This is a genomic window from Neobacillus sp. KR4-4, from assembly GCF_042136325.1.
Lineage (GTDB): Bacteria > Bacillota > Bacilli > Bacillales > Cytobacillaceae > Neobacillus.
This window is the reverse complement of the sequence record NZ_JBHHJU010000042.1, coordinates 1-15,744: the sequence shown is the minus strand read 5'-3', so window position 1 is coordinate 15,744 and position 15,744 is coordinate 1. Positions and strand designations below refer to the sequence as shown.

Genomic DNA, 15,744 nt, shown 5'->3' with positions numbered 1-15,744 from the left:
TTGTTACCCTTCATATTCTGTTCATTATCTGATTGGTGCAGAAAAAATTGATTTTCATTTTATCTACTGACCGAACAAACATAACTATTTCATATTATACTTTAAAGTTATCATACTTTGTCTATTTTTGAATTTTCTTTAAAATACGGGATGGACATTTCTCCCGAATAACCTAAAAATCAAAAAATCCCCAATCAAAAAACACCAGCGACTCAACCGTCCTGATGTTTTTTTGACATACTATTAAAATAATTTTCCTAAATAATATGGCATTTGGCGTCGCCACCAAATCCAATCATGCGAAACATCTTCGCCCCACTCATCAAACAATGCAGGAATTTGTTTTTCTTCAAAGGTTTTTTTTAATGTAAAGTATGAAGGCAGCCCTTCCTGTTCCCAATCACCCAGACCAGTGCAAATAATGATATCTGCTGAACGATATCGATCAATAAACCAGCCGTCATTTTGATTCCATATGTAATCACTCGGTGAATTTTCATATACAAGCGGATCATTTCCGTAATCCCCAAAAAAGTAACGCGCATCGTAAATACCGCTCAGTGCAACGGTTGTTTGGAAGACATCCGGATGTCGCAAGAAAAAGTTCAGTGCATGGTATGCCCCCATACTACAACCCGTTGTCATCATTGGATCAAACCAGCCTGTTTTATGTTTAATAAATGGAATAGCTTCTGAAATCACATAACGGTCATATGCCGCGTGAGCTAAGGCACGGTCATGCGCCGGTTTTGAGTCGTGCAGCCAACTTTCGGTATCAATACTAGACAATGTAAAAAACTGAACTTTTCCGGATTCAATAAAGTCATGACATACATCAATCATTCCAAAATCATAATATTCCGTATGCGTCCCTCCAGATGAAGGAAAAACTACAATTGGCATGCCACTGTGTCCATATCTGTTCAACACCATTTCACGGCCTAATTCGCCGCTCCAATGGTGTAACTGTTCTATATGCATATAAAAAATCTCCTATCCCTTTACATTTGCAATGCTGTAATTTTTTCGTTTATGGACAAAGCGGATAATCTCATCTACTTCTTCCTGTGAATCTGCATTAATCGCATAAAATTGATTACCTTGAAGTTCCGCAAACGCATCAGGCATGCGCTGTTCAAACTTCACACGGTCGCCAAATTGTTCATAAATAGCATTCGTATCATGTTTATAGTCATACACATCACGTTGTGTAACACCGACACAAAACTGGTTATCGACATCGGGCTCTTTGAATTCTCCTCCTGTTACAAGCGAAGCATACTGTGCAAATAAATCAATGGAGTACGCGAAATTGTACATATCAACCGTGTAGCCGCCAGCCAAGCGGTTATTGTATTCAAGTGCAACATAATCCCCATTTTCTAATTTAAAAAACTCAATATGGAAAAAGCGTTCTTTCATGCCAAAAGCTTTCACAATCGCCTTTCCATAAGCCTCGAGTTTTGGATCGATTTCTTTTTGAATCACATAAGCTAAATCCAACTGACCATTTACGAGTTCCAGTGTTGGCACATTATAGGTAAAGCTGGTTTGGAAAACAATGTTCCCTTGCTGATCCACTAAACCATCAAATGTACAAAGCACGCCTCCTTCGACATATGGTTCTAAGAAGTAAACTTGCGCTTCTCCCCATTCTTCTTCAAAATGGCGTACATCCTCTTTTGAACTTAATTTAAAGGTTGCAGCGGATCCCACTCCATTATCAGGTTTCGCGATAACTGGCAGTCCTAAGTCATTAATAGCTTTAGATAAATCCTTTTTAGTTTTTACGACTCTTCCTTCTACCACAGGCACATCTGCTTGTTTAAACAACTTTTTCATTTCAGATTTATATTTAACTTTTTTCAAGTCATTTGATTTATTGCCGAACACGTTAAATTGCTCACGCAACTGTGCATCAAGTTCTAACCAGTATTCGTTATTGGATTCAATCCGGTCAATTGGACCATGTTTATAAAATAAAAATGCAACTGCACGTTTCACTTCATCGACATCTTCTAAATTATTTACACGATAATATTCTGTTAAAGAGTTTTGTAATTCGCTACCTAATTGGTCATATGGCTCTTCGCCAATTCCTAATACCTTGACACCTGCATCGTTTAAACGATGAGCAAATGGCTGAAAATTACCTGGATAATATGGTGATATCAAAATATAATTCATACAAAAAGCCCCTTTCACAGAATCAAAAAATTCATTATTTTCTCAACTAGGGTACAATTATTTCAATATATATTCAATATAAACTTTCAAAAATTTTCAAAAAATTGATAGATTCCTATTTTGTTCAGATTCAGTCAAATATAAATATTCAATTCATTCAAGACCACTTCACACTTAAGAAACGTAAACATTCTGGCAAGTGTTTTGCCCAAGCTTTTTCATTATGTTCTTCATCCGCAAAAATATTTAAACGAATGCTATCAATAGGAACAGAGCCTTTTATCAGTTGTTTATAATACTTAAGCGAGCAATCGATATAGGCCTGTTTCATATTCCCATACATCATTTGTCGATCGGTATCGTCACCCTCCTGAGTCCCCACTTGAATGTACACACGTTGTTCAGGATCCAACTCTTTCCCGGCAATATAACTGTCAAAGGCTTTACTTGTAATCCAATTGGCTAAAGAAAAAATACCTAAACCACCAATTTGTTCTTTATATTCAATACCCATAAAAGCCGAAATATTTCCTCCAAGTGAACTGCCAATCACCGCTGTATGATATTTATCCGCCTTTGTTCGATAATGCTCATCGATAAACGGCTTCACGACCGTCATGACAAACTCAGCAAACTCCGCTCCTCTTCCGCCTAGTTCAATATCTTCAGGAAGTGGGCTTTCAGTAATTTTCCAAGGCGTATATTCATTAATTCGATCTTGTCCAGCGTTATCGATCCCCACAATAATCATCTTCGGTAAATCGGGGTTTTGTTTAATTGCCGGAATTACTTTCCATGAATACCCGCTATAAGCTTCACTACTATAGAAAACATTTTGTCCATCATGCATATAGACAACTGGATAATTTTCAGCCACATCTTTATCATAATTTTTCGGCAATAAAACACGCACACGACGAGATTCATTTTTATAAGACATATGTAATTGATGTGTTTCTAGTTTTAAATAAAAATAGGATTGGTTCATTTTACCTTCCTCGCTGCTTGATATTACATTAAATATACTGAATAAATCTAATGTTCACAATACAAAAAAATAAGAAAAAAAATGACCTCCCACCTAGGATACAAATTGGAGGTCATTTTATGAGACATTTCATGAAGTCTACCTACATCAAGTAGTTTTAATGTAAAGTGAATCTTTAAAAGCATTACTCCATTATTTTACTTAAAGGACCAAAGATGTATTGAAGCAGAGTAAGAGGCCCCGGCACGTTTTCTAGGTTAAAAAAGGCAATCAATTCTGACAATAACAGGATTGCTGAAAATGTTATGATATCTGCCTTCGACGCCTTTTTGAGTCTCTTCCACTCGAATAACACAATGATTACCAAAAGTCCTTGTATGCCTAATACTGTGACCCAACTCCATTGCATTACTCCTTCACCTCGTCTCTAGGTAGGGCTGCGGGCGGACCAATGTAACCAGGTCTCCTTATTTTTGCATTCACTGTTATATGGACCTCGACCTCTGGGAATTTCTCCTCCCAGTGATCCTGCACTTTTTTCCATTCCTTCGGGTAGTGTTGATGAAATTTCCTCCCAAAATCGATGACATCTGTCTTGAAATCCTTTTGAAGCTTCTCAACGGTTTGGCCTACTCTTTTCTTTAAGGCGGCTTCGAATTCCCCCTGGATTTTCATCAGGACATCCTCATTCAGTAGATTTAGCTGCGTTTCGTTTTGAACAATATCTCCTTCAATCGCGATATTTAGATGCATCATCCAGCGATTTTCTTTGATTTTAGGTCTAAAACTCATCTTTCCTATCGTCGGTGTCATCGTAACTTTACCGTCCTCACCTTTAGGCTTAACGGATATGGTACTCCTTTTCACCTCGTCCTTTAACCAAAGTAAACCACGTGTCTCTTTCATGTTTAACGTTCCAATCATTTTATCTTTCTTATATACAGCCGTTCCCTCAAAAACAGGTATGGTCTGATTCGATTTCCTTGTTTTATCATTTTGGGACAACTTTTTTATATAAGGCATAGACACACTTTCACTCTCACCCATTAACCCCATGTCGACATCTTTTAGTGTTGTAATCATTCCATTTTCAATTTGTGATACTTTTCTCAGGGCCTCCCCTGAATATCTTTCTAAAGGTGGAATTAATGTCAAAATATCTCTCGCTTCCCCTTTACTAACATATAAAAGTGATTTTCCTCTTGGACTTGGATGGCGTGCCAAAAAATCGATTTCTTTACGTATACCGTTTTTAGCAAGCTCGTCTCCAAAAATAAAAAGTTTACATTGACCCCAGAACAGTCTCCTCGGTACATTGAGTTGTAACTTGGAAATGGCATTTGCCAGATTATCGCCTATTCCTTCACGAACAAAAGTGGAAGCTGAGCTTGGATCCTCTCCTGTTTGTCCGCTTGTAATGGTACGTGGGATAAATATCTGGACTGAGATTCTTGTTTTTCCATCTTCTAAACGGTCGATGGCCGCAGCAGTAATAATGGCAATATCTGGCAATTCCACCTGATCCCAACAGCCAGAAAGAGTGGGAATACAAAAGCACATGATGGAAAGTAGAATCTTCTTCAACTGCTCTCACTCCTTTTCCTACGTACCAAAGCAATGATGAGCAAGAAAAGGGGCAGGATCGTCTGAACCATCACAAAATAAAATGGCTGAATTTTTGTCATGTAGTCTATTAATTCGACAATATTAGGGATGCCCCAATAACTTAATAAAATGATAAGCAGACTTAAGGGAAACACAATCAGTCGGTAATCCGAAAGCCTTAATAATTGCGCAAGTCCCAAACTAGCTACATATAAAAAAACAGTTACTTTAACAAAATTCCCGAGTACCCAGGAAGCCGTAATGATCACTTCAAAGTTTTCAAAAAATCCCATTACACTTATGGCACGGACGTTCGAGTATACAGGATAAAATTGATTGACGGATGAAATACCTAATAAAGTGAGTACAAAAAAGTGAATATATAAAAGAAAAAGCATGATGAAAAGAGCGATTTTCATCCCTGACTTTAGACCCGTCTTGGGGCTATTGATATAAGGATAAATGAAGGCTAAAAGAAACAATTCACTGAACCAGGCTGTATGTACAAATCCTCCCTTCATAACCGGGAGGAGCCCATTCTCTAAAATAGGTAGCATAAAAGTAACATCAATATCCTTCAATAATAAAAGGAGCGACACAGATGTACTCATGTATAGTGTCGTGCAAATAACGGCGGACCTGGCAATCACTTCAATCCCGCCCCTCACCGCTAGTGCGCTGACAAACATGATGCTGATGGAAAATACAAGGCTAGGGGTTTCAAACATCACGTTGCCAGAGATGAAATCAGAATATTGTCTGATGATTAGCCCTGTATCATGAATATAAAAGGAAACGAGGAAAACACCAAATAGCTTTCCGACTGCTTTCCCAAGAATTTTTTCACTATATTGTATGGGATTCAACTTTGGAAACAATTGATGAAGCTTCCAGACGATGTATACCGTTATAAATCCGATTAAAGAACCTGCGATCGGCGTCATCCACATGTCATGCCGTGCAAATCTTCCAGCTATAGACGGAATGGAAAGAATACCTGTAGCAATAACGGTTGGAACCATCATTATCTCCATGTGAAGGTTTGATATTTTACCTTTTTCTAGCATGTCAATTTCACCGCCATTTGTACCTTATTCACCGCCGCCATTATTAGGACCAGGCTTTATGTTTGTTCCTTGTCTTACCGCATTAATTTCACCTGTCAGTTGAGGGCGTCTGTTCATTTTCCATAAGGGAGAACGAATGAGAGTATCCTTCAACGGATGTTTTTGTAGTGTAGCGATTGGACTCAAGTAGGGGAGCCCAAAGGACCGTAAAGTTGATAGATGGATCACGAGTAGAATTAACGCAAGCATGACCCCGATTAGCCCGACAAAGCCTGCTAGAATGATAATTGGGAACCTTAGTAATCGGATGGCTAGACCAATCGAATAGCGAGGTACCATAAAGGAGGCAATCCCTGTAATACTCACCACAATAATCATGGGTGCAGAAACAATCCCCGCCTGAACAGCTGCCTCTCCAATGACAAGTGCCCCTACGATACTGACAGCTGAACCGACTTGTCTAGGAAGACGTACTCCAGCCTCCCTTATGGCTTCAAAGGTAATTTCCATCATAATCGCTTCAACAATGCCCGGAAAGGGGATGCCTTCTCTAGCCGATGCTATACTTAGCAACAAGGCAGACGGGATCATTTCCTGATGAAACGTGACTATGGAAACATAGATGGAAGGGAGAAATAAGGCGATTACTAAAAAAGAAACCTGAGAGATCGGATAATGGCCCCTATCCAAAAACGTTCGTAATAGTCTTCTGGGGATTGAAATAAACTAAAAAAACTCACTGGTGCCACCAAGGAAAAGGGGGTCCCTTCAATAAGCAAAACGGCTCTGCCCTCTAGTAAATTACCGCAAACCACATCAGGGCGCTCGGTATACAAAACTTGCGGAAAGGGAGAATAGGGATTATCCTCAATGAATTGTTCGATATACCCACTTTCCAACACTCCATCAATATTTATTCGATTCAGACGGTTTTCTATTTCCTCAATTAGAGCTTTATCTACTATTCCCTCTATAAAAGAAATTACCACCTTTGTCTTTGTATATTTTCCTATATAGACGGTCTTCATTTTCAAAGCAGGGTCTTTTATAATTCGACGCAATAATGATGTATTTACACCAAGAGATTCAGTGAAACCTTCTCTTGGTCCTCGAATGGATGTTTCCGCCTGTGGCTCTTCAATGGTGCGTTTTTCAAATTTCACTAAACCTAAGGAGAAAGCCTCTTCAAATCCATCAAACAACAAAACTGGGTTTCCAGTGGAAATGGCATCGATACAGGCGGAAATCGTCGTGACCCGGTTGATGTTTGAAATGGGTAATCTATTTTTTATAGAAAGCAGGAAGTCTGTTTCATCCAATTCACTTGTATCTAACAGTGTCTCAAGCACTTGTTGTTCTAACTGTTGAGTATCGCTTAATCCCTCTATATAGATAATAGCAGCGTCTTTCTTATCAACAATAAAGGTTCGGAAAATGACATCTGAACTTTCCTTGTACAGAGAGGAGAAGTATTGTATATTGCTTTCAAGTGTTTTCGATAAAGGGCTGTCCTTTGATAAAGTCTGATGTGGAGCTTTATGATCTTTCACTTCTTTCTTCATGAAAGGACTCCTTCTAACACGAATCACCTCATTTTCCTCCTTTTTCTTCACATATTATTAATTCCCTTATATTTTTGAAAAGTATTCAGAATGGAAGGATATTAAATCTTTTCTAATCGGATATTGTTTTTTAGATTTCCGCCCCCCATCCATTTGTCCTTTTTGTCACGAAGTGTTCAAATCTTTTTGACTTGTTTATGAACAGATTCCTTAAGAACTCCAAATTTAAAATCAATGAATTTATAATGACAATGTAAATAAGTTGATTACATTTATAATTGCTATTAAACCTTATTCAATCTTTCCCACTAACTAAGAACCTAGAAAAATTAAAAAATTAGCAATCATTCACAGGAGGAAATTATAAATGAGTATGTTTTGTTTTCAATGTCAAGAAACTGCAAAAGGAACAGGTTGTACAGTTGTTGGAGTATGTGGAAAAAAAGATGATTTAGCCAATATGCAAGATTTATTGATTTATACAATGAAGGGATTAGCGATTGTGAGTACAATGGCACGTGGAATCGGGATTAATCAAAAGAAAATCGATGAATATATTGTAAATGGTCTTTTTATGACGATTACCAATGCCAATTGGGATAAAAATGAGTTTTTTCATACAGTAAGAAAAGGTTTAAACCTCCGGGAAGAAATTAAAGCGGCCATTACCAATGCTGGGTACACGTTAGACAATAATAGCGATTATGTTACATGGGATGCTGAAACCAATCATCAACTAGAAATGAAATCTGCTTCGCAGGAAGTTAGTATTTTAGCCACAAAAGATGAAGATATTCGTTCATTAAGAGAGTTAGTAACATACGGTTTGAAAGGAATGGCTGCCTATTTAGAGCATGCGGCAAACCTTTACTATGAAAATGATGAGCTAAATGCGTTTATGCAAAAAGCACTAGCCATGATTACAGATGATTCTGTAAGTATGGAACAATTGATTGAACTTTCAATGGAATGTGGAAAGTATGGCGTTCATGCCATGGAGCTTTTAGATACCGCCAATACATCCACATATGGTCATCCGGAAATGACGAAAGTAAACATTGGGGTACGTCAAAATCCGGGAATTTTAGTGAGTGGCCATGACCTGAAAGATATCGAACAGTTATTAAAACAAACGGAAGGCACGGGAGTAGATGTGTATACACATAGCGAAATGCTGCCGGCACACTATTATCCAGCCTTCAAAAAATATGACCACTTTGTCGGTAACTATGGAAATGCATGGTGGGAACAAACTCGTGAATTCGAAAGCTTTAACGGTCCGATTTTAATGACAACCAACTGTATTGTTCCGCCAAAGGAATCTTATAAAGGAAGAATGTATACCACTGGGGCAACGGCTGTTGAAGGTGTAACCTATATTCCAAAAAATGAAGATGGAACAAAAGATTTCTCTGTTATCATTGAGCATGCAAAGAAATGCCAGCCGCCAGTAGAAATTGAAACAGGTGAAATTGTTGGAGGATTTGCGCATAATCAAGTGGCTCAAGTAGCGGATCAAGTGGTAGAAGCGGTGAAAACTGGTGATATTAAACGATTCTTTGTCATGGCTGGCTGTGATGGCCGCCATAAGAGCAGAACGTATTATAAAGAGTTTGCCGAAGAGCTTCCACAAGATACGATTATTTTAACAGCAGGTTGTGCAAAATATCGATATAATAAGCTGGATTTAGGTGATATCAACGGAATTCCAAGGGTACTGGATGCAGGGCAATGTAACGATTCCTACTCTTTAGTTATGACGGCATTGAAGCTGAAAGAGGCATTCGGATTAGAAAGTGTAAATGAATTACCGTTATCTTACAATATCGCATGGTATGAGCAAAAAGCGGTGATCGTATTCTTATCTTTACTATACTTGGGTGTGAAAAATATTCACGTTGGCCCAACATTACCAGCTTTCTTATCACCAAACGTAACGAACTTCTTAATTGAGAATTTTGGTGTAGGCGGCATTTCCAATACGAAAGCCGACTTGGAAATGTTCATGAACAGCACCATTGAAATGCAAGAAGGAACATTAGTTTAATCATAAACGAAGGTCCCGACTAGGATAAAGGAGTAAAGAAAGGGAAAGTATCAATGGCTTTCCCTTTTAACTATTTTACTTCTAAGGAGAAGGCATAAAAAGCATCGCCATGAGATAAATTCTCTTCCTTTTCATCCATCCACCATACTCCATAAGAGTAATAATAAAGCCCTTTTTGTATAGGTGCAGAAAAATGATTATCCTTAACAACAATTTCAGTTTCTTGGTTATTGCTTATCTGCAAAACATGGAATTTATTTGGTTTTGGTTCATAATCCATCACGAAAGTTATTTTCTCTCCAGGTTTTACTTCTATTGGCTTTTTACTTTTTAATAGTTCAATTGTTCCAACAGAATCGACGCATTCACCTTTTCCATTCTCTTGCCAACAATAAGTACCAAGCACAGTTTCAAATCTTTTATTATTGATTTCTATAAAGGCTTTAGGCGGCTTTCCTCCTGCCGATCCATTATTTGAACAACCTATTATGGCAAGTCCAAAAAGAGCTATGAATATTAAAAACCATCTCTTCATACACATTCCCCCTTTTACTGTATATGACGGACTAGTTTGTATTAAGTTACGAGACAGTTTTGACGGATTTAGCATTAGAAGTTAACACAAATGTGTATAAACATGAAGTTTTACAAACAAAACTTTCCCCTTCTTTAGAAAAAATTTTAACAGAATTAAAATACTGCCCTACACTGATCACAGACCGACATTTCCAAATCGTTGGGTGGAATCCTGCTGCAGCCTATGTTTTTCTGGATTTTGAACAAATTCCTTTTGAACAAAGAAACTTAATCCGCTTAGTGTTTACGAGGAAAGAGTTGAGGTCTTTAGCTGTCAATTGGGAGCATTGAAACAGTTTCTAAAAATAGCACTAGCGCCGTTCCATTTTTCTGTTTGGTACATACTTTGTGATTACGAATGAAAAGAAGGCAATTAAAGGGGTTAAGTTCATGATCAACGTTTTATTTGTATGCCTGGGGAATATTTGCCGTTCACCGATGGCTGAAGCTTTGTTTCGCAACTTAGTCAAAAAAGCAAATTTGACAAACAAAATCGCAGTTGATTCCGCTGCAACCAGTTCATGGCAAATCGGATTCCCACCCCACGAAGGAACTCTTGATATTCTGAAGAAATACAATATCTCTTCAAATGGGCTTGTTGGACGACGACTAAAGAAAGAAGACTTTTGGAAATTCGACTATATTATCGGTATGGACGAAAGCAACATAAAAAATATTTACAGGATAACCGGGAAGACTAAACATCCAAAGATCATTAGGCTGCTGGACCTGACCAAATACAGGAAAGATGTCCCCGATCCATTTTATACAGGTGATTTTGATGAAACCTATCGTCTTGTTTCAGCTGGCTGCCAGGTATTACTCAAGAAAATACGGAGCGAACAAAACTTATAACAACAAGGCATCCACTTTTTTATGTAAATAAAGAAAAATTGAATTGCATTTCTACTTCAACTAATCTCTTTTCATCTCCCATTAAGAAATGAGATAAATATAGCATTAACTATCCCTGATAATGTATTAGCAGTTCCATGACAAATCCAACTTGCTAAAAACCCGTACTTTAAATAGACAAAGCTAAATAGTATACCAGGTAAAAAATAGAGCGGAAATGAATAAAGGTCAGGTCCATGAACGAAAGCAAAGAAACATGAAACTAGTATCACCCAGCCACTTATTAATTTTTTATCTTTCCTTTCAAATACTCGGTAGTAAACCTTATTCGCTGCATTTACTAAGAATATAAAAGTTTTAGAAATACTTTTATTCACGTTTTTCTTTGTTTCGAGAGGCTTTTTTATAAACGTGTGATGGAGGGCTAGGTACGGCAAATAAACAATAAGAAGGAAGCGGAATAGAAATTCTTCACTAAAAGGTCCTATGATCCCTAACAATAAAATCTCGCCAGCAGTAGTAAGTTCTTGATGCCCTAAATATTGAGCATTACCAACCGATAATGGCTCTTTAGCAAATAATGCTGGAAAATAGAAATAGGAATACAACAAAAAAAGCACCAATATTGCTAATAGAACGGGTAACAATACCACTCTATCAAAAGCCTTGACTCTAACGAATTGTTTATAGAAGTGCTTCCTTAGGTCCGGAGAAACAATCCAGAAATAAATTAACATAATTGAAGGTCCAAGAAAAATGTCTATATCGTTATCAGAAATACCTAAATGAAACCTATCGTTCAAAAACATAATTGTTAGCATTAGTAATATAGAGGCTAGAAAAAATAAAGATACATTCTTTAATATTCGCATGAATTTTTCACACCCTATGCCTTTTATACATAGTTATGTAGACAAGCTATTCCGTATAACATTTAATTGCGAACTTCTTTCTATCAAACCCTCTTGCTTTTAGCACACCCATTATTTTAATTGCGCTCCTCCACAAGTAAATCGGAATTTTTATGTTTTTTATATGCCAATGGGGTCATGTTCATCGATTTTCGGAATTTATCAATGAAATAGCTTGTGCTGTTAAATCCTACTTGATAGGCAACATCTGTGACATTTGCTTCTGGTTGTTGTAGTAAAACTAAACTTTTTTGAATTCGAAAATCGGTTACATAGTTCAAAGGGGATGTCTTTAAAATTCGTTTGAAGTATCGACAACATTCAGAGCGGCTTAATTGACCTGCTCGTGCAATATCTTCTAAAAGGATTTTTTCAGCATAATGGAGGTGAATCCAATGTAACATTTGCTTCATTCGATGATTCTTCACCATTTCCGGCTGTTCGTACTCTAATTGAATACCATTCATAATGAGGTTCTTCCACATTAACGAGAGATGGTGGCTGATGTCGATTTCATAATATGGTGGAGATTCTTTTATCAACTGGTTGATTTTCATTAAAGAACTCAAAATATTATTCGCCCAAAGTTCCTTAGGAATCAAAGGTAAATATGGAATGTTAGTCGCCTGTATATATGGGGATACAAAGGTTGAATAAAGCTCTTGTGATAAAACGAACCTTGGAGAAACATTTAAACAAATATAGGCGCAGGCCGAATCCTTCAGATCTTTGGCCATATGCAGGCAGCCACTATTTATAAAGAGCCCCTCTCCTTCTTGAACCATCAGATTTTCTTCATTTATTTGAAAAACGGCTTCCCCTTTTACAACGAGAACAAACTGAATTTCATCATGCCAGTGAAGTGGTATATATCCATTAATATTTTGGTTAATCGTGGTTTCGTAACATGCAATAGGTAAGACAGTTGTTCGATGTTCCGTTAATTCTTTTAAGCTTTGGTCGACCAGAAAGTCTTTCATTTGCATTTGACCACCTCAATTTATTTATATTTTTTTATTCAATTTGGGTATTATTTCAGAGATTTTCCCTTTATGATTGAAAATATTATAACACTATTTTTATATTTTAAGGTGGAGTATCTTTCATGAATAGACAAAAGGGAATACTTCTTGTTATCACAGGAGCAGTATTTTGGGGAATTGGTGGCACCGTAGCAAAAAAGCTTTTTCATCAATATCAAATCGATGTAGATTGGCTGGTAACCACCCGCTTGCTTATAGCAGGTTTATTACTCTTAACCGTTCAATTTTTCGGAAAAGACCGGTCCCAGATATTTGGTGTTTGGAGAACTCGAAAGACTGCGATTCAATTAATAATCTTCGGGTTAGTCGGAATGCTTGCGGTACAATATACCTACATGGCTTCCATTAAACATGGAAATGCGGCTGTTGCAACACTACTACAGTATTTAGCACCTGTTATGATTATCGTTTACCTAATTTTCCGTAAACAAACGGTTATAACACTAAGAGATTTGATTACTGTTATTCTCGCATTAGTTGGTTGTTTTTTCTTATTAACAAATGGCTCCATCTCTCAATTATCTGTGTCAACACCTGCCATCGTTTGGGGTGTTTTATCTGGAATCGCTTTAGCTTTTTATACGCTATACGCCGTTCCACTCCTTGCGCAATACGATTCCCTTGTCATTGTCGGATGGGCAATGATGATCGGTGGTTTTGCCTTAAGTTTTATCCATCCGCCTTGGCAAATGGACTTTACAAGCTTACCGCTCGAAGCTTATTTCTATTTAGTCTTCGTGATCATCTTTGGTACGATGATTGCCTTCTGGTTTTATATAGAAAGTTTACAAAGTCTGGCACCTAAAGAATCCAGTCTTCTAGGCAGTATTGAGCCGCTTGCTGCCGTTATAACAACAGTCTTTTGGTTAAAAGAACCCTTTGGTCCTTTCCAATGGGTTGGGACAGCTTGTATCATTGGATTGATATTCTTGTTGGCGATGAAAAAAGAGTCTTCATCAACGCGTAACCAACTTTCTAAACAGCAAAAGCCCCTCAAAATCAGCTAGATTGGCTGAGAGGGGCTTTATTTTTACTAGAATAATCATTTAAGCCTTGCTTGTTATTTCACGATTACTGTTCCAACCATTCCTGACTGGAAATGGTACCGGCAAATCAGGTCATATGTACCTGGATTTTTCGGTGTCACTGTAATGGTTGCTTCAGTTCCCGGCTGGACTTCGGTGTTAATTCCGAGCTTTTCAACGGTGAAGGTGTGCTTTTTCTTCCCTTGGTTTTTCAATATTAACGTTGTCGTTTGTCCACTTTGCAAAGTGATGGCTTTCGGATTAAAGTAATCATCGTGCAGTTGAACCTCTATCGCATTCACTGTCTGTTCAGGCTGTGCTGCGACGCTGGATTTAGCGAATACCGAGAGTGAACCTGGATCTGCCATCACCACAATCATCGAAAGTACAACGACCCATCCAGTTAACCACTTTTTCAAATACATTACCAAGCCCTCCTTTCTTAAGCACTATTGTTTTCCAATTCATACAATTTTATCAATTTAATCTTAAGATTACATGACTGTGGAGTTGTTATTTTTTTACACTCATTAATTCTTTCCTTTTCATTATGGCATTTAATTTCTCAGATCCTAAGAGCATGATTGCAATGAAACCTGCAATGACAAATGGAAAGATACCTATTGTTATGTGCGCTGCAAGGAGACCAAGCAAAGGCGGCAGGAACGTACTACCTGTATAAGCAACAGCCATTTGATACCCCATGATGGTCTGCGATTGTTCCTGCCCAAATCGTGTTGGCGTTTCATGCAACATACATGGAAAGATCGGTGCCAATCCTACTCCAACCATCATAAATCCAACAAGAGAGAACGTGGACGGCAATGGCAGGAATAAGAAGGCGGCACCAGCCAATGCGATTATTTGCCCTGTCCGAATGAGCGTCCGACTCCTTATTTTTAGGGTAATAAAGCCTGTTATAAATCTACCAAAGGTTATTCCACCGTAATAGATGGACACCCATTTGGCCGCTGTATCTACCGATAATTCTTTCACATTGATCAAAAAGCTGCTTCCCCATAATCCCATCGTTGCCTCTGCGCCACAATAAAACAAGAAAGAGATTAAAGCTAGCTTAACTCCCCTAATTTGCAATGGTTTTTGATTTTTAATATCTGCTCCACTATAAATTTGGTCCGTATTCTCTTGCTCATTTGATGGGCTCACCGTGCTGTTTCCTCCAACCTTGTTCCATAAAGGCAACGTGAAGAAAAGAATGACAACTAATACAAATTGTAGACCGGCGATGGCAAGATAACCGCTTCTCCAAGAATGCTGCCCTGAAATAAACTGAGCCATAATGACGGGGCCAAGTGTAGCTCCCACTCCCCAAAAACAATGCAGCCAACTCATGTGGTGTGCTTTGTAATGTGAAGCAACATAATTGTTTAATCCTGAATCCACTGCACCTGCACCTAAGCCTAGTGGAATAGCACAAATAAATAACCAAAAAAGCGAAGGCGCAAAATGAAAGCCAAGCAGTGCTCCAGCTGTCATTAAACAACTAAAAAATGTGACAATCCCAGTCCCGAAGCGTTTCAATACAGCTCCGCTAGCAAAACTTGAAATAATCGTTCCTCCTGCAATCGTCATAAAAAGCAATCCAGCTGTCTCAAGCGGTGCTCCAAACTCCGATTGCATCAATGGCCATGACACGCCCAACAATGAATCAGGTAGCCCTAAGCTGATAAATGCCAAGTAAATAATTAATAAAAAGAATGTTGCCATATTAGTCCCCCCTTTACATTTTTCGTATTGTCAAAACTTTTATATTAAAAAAGTTAATAATCCTTGATTTATAAGGCTTAAAAAGCAAAAAACTTGCCACCCCCGTGAAATTAGGTTAAAAGTGAGGTTACCACACCGAACACCTAATCC

Annotated in this window: 14 protein-coding genes and 2 pseudogenes; 4 read left to right on the top strand and 12 right to left on the bottom strand. The window is 37.9% G+C overall.

The features are described 5' to 3' along the window. Nucleotides 1-243 precede the first annotated feature (243 nt). From ACE198_RS26340 to ACE198_RS26310, 7 genes and pseudogenes are all read right to left on the bottom strand, one after another. Entirely contained in the window at nucleotides 244-981 is a 738-nt protein-coding gene (locus tag ACE198_RS26340; protein ID WP_375377593.1) for an esterase family protein, read from the bottom strand. Nucleotides 982-993: 12 nt separating this feature from the next. After that, a complete protein-coding gene (locus ACE198_RS26335; RefSeq protein ID WP_375377592.1) occupies nucleotides 994-2,187 on the bottom strand; it encodes an ATP-grasp domain-containing protein in 1,194 nt (397 codons plus the stop codon). A gap of 157 nt (nucleotides 2,188-2,344) precedes the next feature. Beyond that, on the bottom strand, nucleotides 2,345-3,175 hold the full coding sequence (locus tag ACE198_RS26330; protein ID WP_375377591.1) for an alpha/beta hydrolase: 831 nt from the start codon (nucleotides 3,173-3,175) through the stop codon (nucleotides 2,345-2,347). Between the two features lie 184 nt (nucleotides 3,176-3,359). Then, on the bottom strand, nucleotides 3,360-3,584 hold the full coding sequence (locus ACE198_RS26325) for a hypothetical protein (protein ID WP_098575464.1): 225 nt from the start codon (nucleotides 3,582-3,584) through the stop codon (nucleotides 3,360-3,362). After that, entirely contained in the window at nucleotides 3,584-4,759 is a 1,176-nt protein-coding gene (locus tag ACE198_RS26320) for a Ger(x)C family spore germination protein (protein WP_375377590.1), read from the bottom strand. The genes ACE198_RS26325 and ACE198_RS26320 overlap by 1 nt, the downstream gene beginning before the upstream one ends. After that, nucleotides 4,756-5,847: a GerAB/ArcD/ProY family transporter gene (locus ACE198_RS26315; RefSeq protein WP_375377589.1), complete on the bottom strand. Its 1,092-nt coding sequence runs from the start codon at nucleotides 5,845-5,847 to the stop codon at nucleotides 4,756-4,758. Before ACE198_RS26315 ends, ACE198_RS26320 begins: the two co-directional genes overlap by 4 nt. Nucleotides 5,848-5,871: 24 nt before the next feature. Next, nucleotides 5,872-7,409 (bottom strand): annotated as a pseudogene (locus ACE198_RS26310) (spore germination protein). Between the two features lie 367 nt (nucleotides 7,410-7,776). On the opposite strand from ACE198_RS26310, the gene hcp reads away from it, so the two are divergent. Then, a complete protein-coding gene (gene hcp / locus ACE198_RS26305; RefSeq protein WP_375377588.1) occupies nucleotides 7,777-9,456 on the top strand; it encodes a hydroxylamine reductase in 1,680 nt (559 codons plus the stop codon). A 70-nt stretch (nucleotides 9,457-9,526) separates the two neighbouring features. On the opposite strand, the gene ACE198_RS26300 is transcribed toward hcp, so the two are convergent. After that, the gene (locus tag ACE198_RS26300) at nucleotides 9,527-9,991 is read right to left on the bottom strand and encodes a hypothetical protein (RefSeq protein ID WP_098575459.1); all 465 of its coding nucleotides are present in this window, start codon (nucleotides 9,989-9,991) and stop codon (nucleotides 9,527-9,529) included. 59 nt (nucleotides 9,992-10,050) lie between these two features. Here ACE198_RS26300 and ACE198_RS26295 point away from each other — a divergent pair. Together ACE198_RS26295 and ACE198_RS26290 are read left to right on the top strand one after the other, a co-directional pair. Then, nucleotides 10,051-10,320 (top strand): annotated as a pseudogene (locus ACE198_RS26295) (MmyB family transcriptional regulator); the annotation flags it as partial. A gap of 102 nt (nucleotides 10,321-10,422) precedes the next feature. Then, a complete protein-coding gene (locus tag ACE198_RS26290) occupies nucleotides 10,423-10,887 on the top strand; it encodes a low molecular weight protein-tyrosine-phosphatase (protein ID WP_375377587.1) in 465 nt (154 codons plus the stop codon). A 71-nt stretch (nucleotides 10,888-10,958) separates the two neighbouring features. Here ACE198_RS26290 and ACE198_RS26285 read toward each other — a convergent pair whose 3' ends face one another. Then, nucleotides 10,959-11,759, bottom strand: a complete 801-nt coding sequence (locus tag ACE198_RS26285; protein WP_375377586.1) for a CPBP family glutamic-type intramembrane protease — start codon at nucleotides 11,757-11,759, stop codon at nucleotides 10,959-10,961. A 116-nt stretch (nucleotides 11,760-11,875) separates the two neighbouring features. Then, nucleotides 11,876-12,784 carry an AraC family transcriptional regulator gene (locus ACE198_RS26280; protein ID WP_375377585.1) on the bottom strand — a complete coding sequence of 303 codons (909 nt, stop codon included), beginning with the start codon at nucleotides 12,782-12,784 and terminating at the stop codon, nucleotides 11,876-11,878. Between the two features lie 119 nt (nucleotides 12,785-12,903). On the opposite strand from ACE198_RS26280, the gene ACE198_RS26275 reads away from it, so the two are divergent. Next, a complete protein-coding gene (locus ACE198_RS26275; protein ID WP_375377584.1) occupies nucleotides 12,904-13,848 on the top strand; it encodes an EamA family transporter in 945 nt (314 codons plus the stop codon). A 53-nt stretch (nucleotides 13,849-13,901) separates the two neighbouring features. Here the strand turns inward: ACE198_RS26275 and ACE198_RS26270 are convergent, their stop codons facing one another. Both ACE198_RS26270 and ACE198_RS26265 read right to left on the bottom strand, forming a co-directional pair. After that, entirely contained in the window at nucleotides 13,902-14,291 is a 390-nt protein-coding gene (locus ACE198_RS26270; RefSeq protein WP_375377583.1) for a cupredoxin domain-containing protein, read from the bottom strand. Nucleotides 14,292-14,379: 88 nt separating this feature from the next. Continuing rightward, nucleotides 14,380-15,594: an MFS transporter gene (locus ACE198_RS26265; protein WP_098575436.1), complete on the bottom strand. Its 1,215-nt coding sequence runs from the start codon at nucleotides 15,592-15,594 to the stop codon at nucleotides 14,380-14,382. Between the last annotated feature and the right edge of the window lie 150 nt (nucleotides 15,595-15,744).

Coding starts and splice junctions, on each gene's coding strand:
- ACE198_RS26340 (WP_375377593.1), bottom strand. CDS start 981: ATGCATATAGAACAGTTACACCATTGGAGCGGCGAATTAGGCCGTGAA.
- ACE198_RS26335 (WP_375377592.1), bottom strand. CDS start 2,187: ATGAATTATATTTTGATATCACCATATTATCCAGGTAATTTTCAGCCA.
- ACE198_RS26330 (WP_375377591.1), bottom strand. CDS start 3,175: ATGAACCAATCCTATTTTTATTTAAAACTAGAAACACATCAATTACAT.
- ACE198_RS26325 (WP_098575464.1), bottom strand. CDS start 3,584: ATGCAATGGAGTTGGGTCACAGTATTAGGCATACAAGGACTTTTGGTA.
- ACE198_RS26315 (WP_375377589.1), bottom strand. CDS start 5,847: ATGCTAGAAAAAGGTAAAATATCAAACCTTCACATGGAGATAATGATG.
- hcp (WP_375377588.1), top strand. CDS start 7,777: ATGAGTATGTTTTGTTTTCAATGTCAAGAAACTGCAAAAGGAACAGGT.
- ACE198_RS26300 (WP_098575459.1), bottom strand. CDS start 9,991: ATGAAGAGATGGTTTTTAATATTCATAGCTCTTTTTGGACTTGCCATA.
- ACE198_RS26290 (WP_375377587.1), top strand. CDS start 10,423: ATGATCAACGTTTTATTTGTATGCCTGGGGAATATTTGCCGTTCACCG.
- ACE198_RS26285 (WP_375377586.1), bottom strand. CDS start 11,759: ATGCGAATATTAAAGAATGTATCTTTATTTTTTCTAGCCTCTATATTA.
- ACE198_RS26280 (WP_375377585.1), bottom strand. CDS start 12,784: ATGCAAATGAAAGACTTTCTGGTCGACCAAAGCTTAAAAGAATTAACG.
- ACE198_RS26275 (WP_375377584.1), top strand. CDS start 12,904: ATGAATAGACAAAAGGGAATACTTCTTGTTATCACAGGAGCAGTATTT.
- ACE198_RS26270 (WP_375377583.1), bottom strand. CDS start 14,291: ATGTATTTGAAAAAGTGGTTAACTGGATGGGTCGTTGTACTTTCGATG.
- ACE198_RS26265 (WP_098575436.1), bottom strand. CDS start 15,594: ATGGCAACATTCTTTTTATTAATTATTTACTTGGCATTTATCAGCTTA.